Annotated in this window: 3 protein-coding genes and 1 pseudogene; all 4 read left to right on the top strand. The window is 74.2% G+C overall.

Annotated features, from left to right (window positions below):
- Positions 1–627, top strand: a pseudogene (locus ACYC1Z_RS13940) (hypothetical protein); the annotation flags it as partial.
- A gap of 100 nt (positions 628–727) precedes the next feature.
- The gene (locus ACYC1Z_RS13935; RefSeq protein WP_461410123.1) at positions 728–2,371 is read left to right on the top strand and encodes a DNA repair helicase XPB; all 1,644 of its coding nucleotides are present in this window, start codon (positions 728–730) and stop codon (positions 2,369–2,371) included.
- A gap of 167 nt (positions 2,372–2,538) precedes the next feature.
- On the top strand, positions 2,539–4,524 hold the full coding sequence (locus ACYC1Z_RS13930) for a TPM domain-containing protein (RefSeq protein WP_461410122.1): 1,986 nt from the start codon (positions 2,539–2,541) through the stop codon (positions 4,522–4,524).
- Between the two features lie 107 nt (positions 4,525–4,631).
- Complete coding sequence (locus ACYC1Z_RS13925) at positions 4,632–5,420, top strand: PspA/IM30 family protein (RefSeq protein ID WP_461410124.1); 789 nt, start codon at positions 4,632–4,634, stop codon at positions 5,418–5,420.
- Positions 5,421–5,481: the final 61 nt, after the last annotated feature.

Raw genomic sequence — 5,481 nt, 5'->3', positions numbered from 1 at the left:
CGGGCCTATCTCCGGGTCGACGACCACGCCACGGCCGCCGGGCTGCTCGCCGACCCCGCCCTGGCGGAGCTGTCGCTGCGGGCCGTCGCGCCGACCGTGCTGATCAGCCCCGCCGGCCCGGCGGAGGTGCTCGACGCGCTGCGGGACGCCGGCCTGGCGCCGGTGCTCGAGGGCCCGGACGGCGCCGTCGTCGTCCCGCCCGGCGGGCTGGGCACGCGCGGGCCCGGCGACCCGAACGGCCGGCGCGGCGGCCGCCGGCTGCCCACCTACCCCGGTGCCGCGGCGAGCACGTACGACCGGCCGGTCGACGACGCCGCCCCGGCCGCCGCCGTCGCACGCATGCGGGCCGGGGAGCGGCGGGTACGGGCGGACGCCGCGCGGCGCGCGGACGGTTCGCTGCCCGCGACCGACCCGGTGCACGCGCTCGCGCTGCTGCGCGACGCGACGGACGCCGGCACCCCCGTGGAGATCGTCGTCGTGGGGGCGCGCGGCACCCCCGAGCGACGGCGGGTGCAACCGGTGCACGTCGACGGCGGCCGGGTCCGCATGCGCGACCTCGACCGGGAGACGGACCTGACCGTCACGATCCACCGCATCTCCGCCGTCGCCCCGGCGACCCGGGACTGACCCACGCCAGATGCCTGCGTGGGCGGCGGCTCCAGCACGTCCACCCCGCACCACATCCACCCCGCACCCGGCCGGGGCCGATTCGGGAGACAATGGCCGGATGCCCGACGGCCCCCTGATCGTCCAGTCCGACAAGTCCCTCCTGCTCGAGGTCGACCACCCGCGCGCCATCGCGGCGCGCCGGGCGATCGCCCCGTTCGCCGAGCTCGAACGCGCCCCCGAGCACGTCCACACCTATCGCGTCACCCCGCTGGGGCTGTGGAACGCCCGCGCCGCCGGGCACGACGCCGAGCAGGTCGTGGCCGCTCTCCTCGACTACTCCCGCTATCCCGTCCCCCACCCGCTGCTGGTCGACATCGCCGAGACGATGGACCGCTACGGGCGCCTCCAGCTCGTCGACCATCCGGTCCACGGGCTGGTGCTGCACGCCCTGGACCAGCCGGTGCTGGCGGAGGTGCTGCGCTCCAAGCGGGTCAAGGGCCTGCTCGGCGAGCGCGTGGACGAGACCGACGTCGTCGTCCACCCGTCCGAGCGGGGCCACCTCAAGCAGGTGCTGCTCAAGCTCGGCTGGCCGGCGGAGGATCTCGCCGGCTACGTCGACGGCGAGGCGCACGCCATCGACCTGGCGCAGGACGGCTGGCACCTGCGGCCCTACCAGGAGGAGGCGGTGGACACCTTCTGGTACGGCGGCTCCGGCGTCGTCGTCCTGCCGTGCGGGGCCGGCAAGACGCTCGTCGGTGCGGGGGCGATGGCCCGGTCGAAGACGACGACGCTCATCCTGGTGACGAACACCGTCTCGGCCCGGCAGTGGCGCGACGAGCTGGTGCGGCGCACCACGCTGACCGAGGACGAGATCGGCGAGTACTCGGGCTCACGCAAGGAGGTCCGGCCGGTCACGATCGCCACCTACCAGGTGCTCACCACGAAGCGCAAGGGTGTCTACGCCCACCTCGAGCTGCTCGACGCGCACGACTGGGGCCTGATCCTGTACGACGAGGTCCACCTGCTCCCCGCGCCGATCTTCCGCATGACGGCGGATCTGCAGGCACGCCGTCGCCTCGGGCTGACCGCGACCCTGGTGCGCGAGGACGGCCGGGAGGACGAGGTGTTCTCCCTCATCGGGCCCAAGCGCTACGACGCACCGTGGAAGGACATCGAGGCGCAGGGGTACATCGCCCCGGCGGAGTGCATCGAGGTGCGCCTGACGCTGCCGGACCACGACCGCATGGTCTACGCGACGGCGCAGCCGGAGGAGCGTTACCGGCTGGCCGCGTCCGCGCCGGGCAAGACGCGGGCGGTGCGCGAGATCCTCGCCCGGCACCCCGGCGAGCAGACACTGGTGATCGGGCAGTACCTCGACCAGCTCGACGAGCTCGCCGAGTCCCTCGCCGCGCCGCTGATCACCGGGCAGACGACGGTGCGCGAGCGTCAGCGGCTCTTCGGCGCGTTCCGTGCCGGGGAGGTCCCCGTGCTCGTGGTGTCCAAGGTCGCGAACTTCTCCATCGACCTGCCGGAGGCCTCGGTCGCGGTGCAGGTGTCCGGCTCCTTCGGCTCCCGTCAGGAGGAGGCGCAGCGCCTCGGCCGGCTCATGCGGCCCAAGGCCGACGGCAAGACCGCCCACTTCTACACGGTGGTCGCCCGGGACACCGTGGACCAGGACTTCGCCGCCCACCGGCAGCGGTTCCTGGCGGAGCAGGGGTACTCGTACACGATCATCGACGCGGAGGACCTCGCGACGGCGTGACGGGCGCGCCGGCCGGTGGTGGTCGCCGAGCGCCGGGCACGACCGGTGTCCGGGCCCCGCCGGCCACCGCGTCCGGGCACGCTGACCTGGGAAGTTCCCGATATCTCCGATGGCGAACGGGCCGTTCCGACGTTGCCAACCCGGTCCCGGACGGCGAGGATCACCTGGTGAGGACTCACCCTGCCAGGTTGCTGGCGATCGCCGCACTGCTCGCGCTGCCCACGATCGGCCTGACCGGACCGGCCGTGGCCGATCCGCCGCAGCAGCTCACCGGGCAGGTCACCGACGCCGCCGGCGCCCTCGGTGGCGGCGACGTCGGCGAGATCCAGCAAGCCATCGACCAGGTCCAGGCCGAGACGGGCCAGCTGGTCTACGTCACGTTCGTCGCCGACTTCGACGGCACACCGGCCCCGGACTGGGCGGTGCAGACGGCCAACACCTCCAACCTGGGGCAGAACAACATCCTGCTCGCCGTCGGCGTCGACGTCCGCTCCTACGGCACGGCCCGCCACTCCGGCTCGCCGGTCAGCGAGACGGACCTGCAGAACATGCTGTCCGCCGACGTCGCGCCCCTGCTCGGCGACGGCGAGTGGGCCCAGGCCGCGATCGCCTACGCCCAGGGGGTCGGTGACCTCGCCGGCGGCGGGGGCGGCGCCGCGGGCATCGTCTCGAGCGTCCTCGTGGCGCTCGTCGTGCTCGCGCTCATCGGCGCCGTCGCCTGGTTCGTCGTGTCCCGCCGCCGGCGGGACACCCGCCCGGCGGGCACCCCGCGCAACCTGCCCAAGGACCACCCGCTCAACCTGCCCACCGAGGAGCTCGCCAAGCGGGCCGGCTCGGCCCTCATCGCCGCCGACGACGCCATCCGCAGCTCCGAGGAGGAGCTCGGCTTCGCCAAGGCCCAGTTCGGCCTGCAGGCGACGGACGAGTTCTCGGCCGCGCTCACCGCGGCCGGCCAGCAGGCCGAGCAGGCCTTCCACCTCCGTCAGCTCCTCGACGACGACGAGCCGGAGACGGAGCCGCAGCAGCGGGAGATGTACGCGCAGATCATCCTGCTCACCGACGAGATCAACCAGACCCTGAGCGCGCAGGCGCAGCAGTTCGCGAAGCTGCGGAACATGCAGGCCCGCGCACCCGAGGTGCTCGACGAGCTCGAGCAGCGCGCCACGGAGGTCGCCCGCGAGATCGAGGGCGCCCGCGTCGAGCTGGCCCAGCTCAGCACGCAGTACCCGGCCGCGGCGCTCGCCTCGGTCTCCCGCAACCCCGACCAGGCCAAGGCGCTGCTCGCCTCCGCCCGGACCTCCGTCACCGAGGGGCGGGCCAAGGTGGCGGCCGGGGACCGGCCCACCGCAGTCACCCACGCCCGCGTCGCCGAGGCGGCGATCGCCCAGGCGGACCGGCTGCTCCAGGGTGTGCACGGCGCCGGCGGGGCCCTCGCCGAGGCCGGGTCCCGGCTCGACGCCGCCATGGCCTCGATCACCGCGGACGTGCACGACGCCGAGCGGCTCGCCCCGGACGACCCGGTGATCGCGGCTCGCCGCACGGACGCCGTGGCCGCCATCGCCCAGGGGCACCAGGCTCGCGAGGGTGGGGACCCGCTCGCGGCGATCCAGCGGCTGACGACGGCCGAGACCGCGATCGACGCCGCCCTCGCCCACGTGCGCGAGGCGGACGAGAACAACCGCCGCGCCGCTGCGGCGCTGCACGACCGGCTGGGCCGGCTGAACTCCCAGCTCCGCGCCGTCCAGGACTACATCGCCACCCACCGGGGCTCGATCGGGTCGGACGCGCGCACGCGCCTGTCCGAGGCCGCCCGGCTGGCGGCCGAGGCGAACCGCATCGGCGGCCAGGAGCCGGTGACGGCCCTGCAGCACGTCGCCCGCGCCGAGCGGCTCGCCGGCGACGCCCAGCGCCTCGCCGAGCGGGACGCCAACCGTTTCGACGGCGGCTGGGGTGGCGGCGGCTTCGGCGGCGGCCGCCGCGGCGGCATCGACGTCGGCTCCCTCATCCTCGGCGGCATCCTGCTCGGTGGCGGGGGCCACGGTGGCGGCTGGGGCGGCGGCGGTGGTTTCGGGGGCGGCGGTTTCGGGGGCGGCGGGGGCGGCGGCTTCGGCGGAGGCGGGGGCGGCTTCGGCGGGGGCGGGGGCGGTTTCTGATCTCACCGGGGCGGGGACCGGCACGCACTCCCACCCACCACGACTCCTCGGCACGTAACGCCTCATCCGTCACGTGACGCGTGACCATCACAGAGAAGGGCACCACCATGGCAGAGAAGCAGAGCATCCTGGGCCGCATCGCCCAGCTGACCCGCGCGAACATCAACTCCCTCATCGACCGGGCCGAGGACCCGGAGAAGATGCTGGACCAGCTGGTGCGCGACTACACCTCCTCCATCGCGGAGGCCGAGGACGCCGTCGCGGTGACCATCGGCAACCTGCGGCTCGCGGAGCAGGACCACACGGCGGACGTCGCCGAGGCGCGCGACTGGGGCCAGAAGGCCCTCGCGGCCTCCACCAAGGCCGACGAGCTCCGTTCGTCGAACCCGGAGGACGCGACCCGTTTCGACGGCCTCGCGAAGATCGCGATCGGCAAGCAGATCTCGGCGGAGAACGAGGCCCGGTCCGCCGAGCCGATGATCACCTCGCAGAACGAGGTGGTGGAGAAGCTCAAGAGCGGGCTGACGCAGATGCGCGTCAAGCTCGACGAGCTCAAGAGCAAGCGGGACCAGCTCGTCGCACGGTCCAAGACCGCGCAGGCGCAGACCAAGGTGCAGGGTGCGATCGCGTCCATCAACATCATGGACCCGACCACCGAGATCTCCCGCTTCGAGGAGCAGGTGCGCCACGAGGAGGCCTTCGCCGCGGGCCAGGCCGAGCTGCAGGGCGGCTCGCTCGAGTCGCAGTTCGCCGAGCTCGAGGACTACGGCCGCGACGCCGAGATCGAGGCACGTCTCGCGGCGCTCAAGGGCGGCACGCCCGCGGCGCAGATCGGCGCCGGCACCGACGAGGGCTCCACCGAGACGACCGCGGACGCGGACAAGACGGCGTACTGACAGCCGGCCCCGCCCTGAGGCCAGGCGGAGCCATGCGGCGAAGGGTGGGGGGGGGGGGGCG

This window comes from Georgenia sp. (assembly GCF_054605595.1).
Note: the sequence above shows the minus strand (reverse complement) of the source record. Positions and strands in the feature narration are given on the sequence as shown.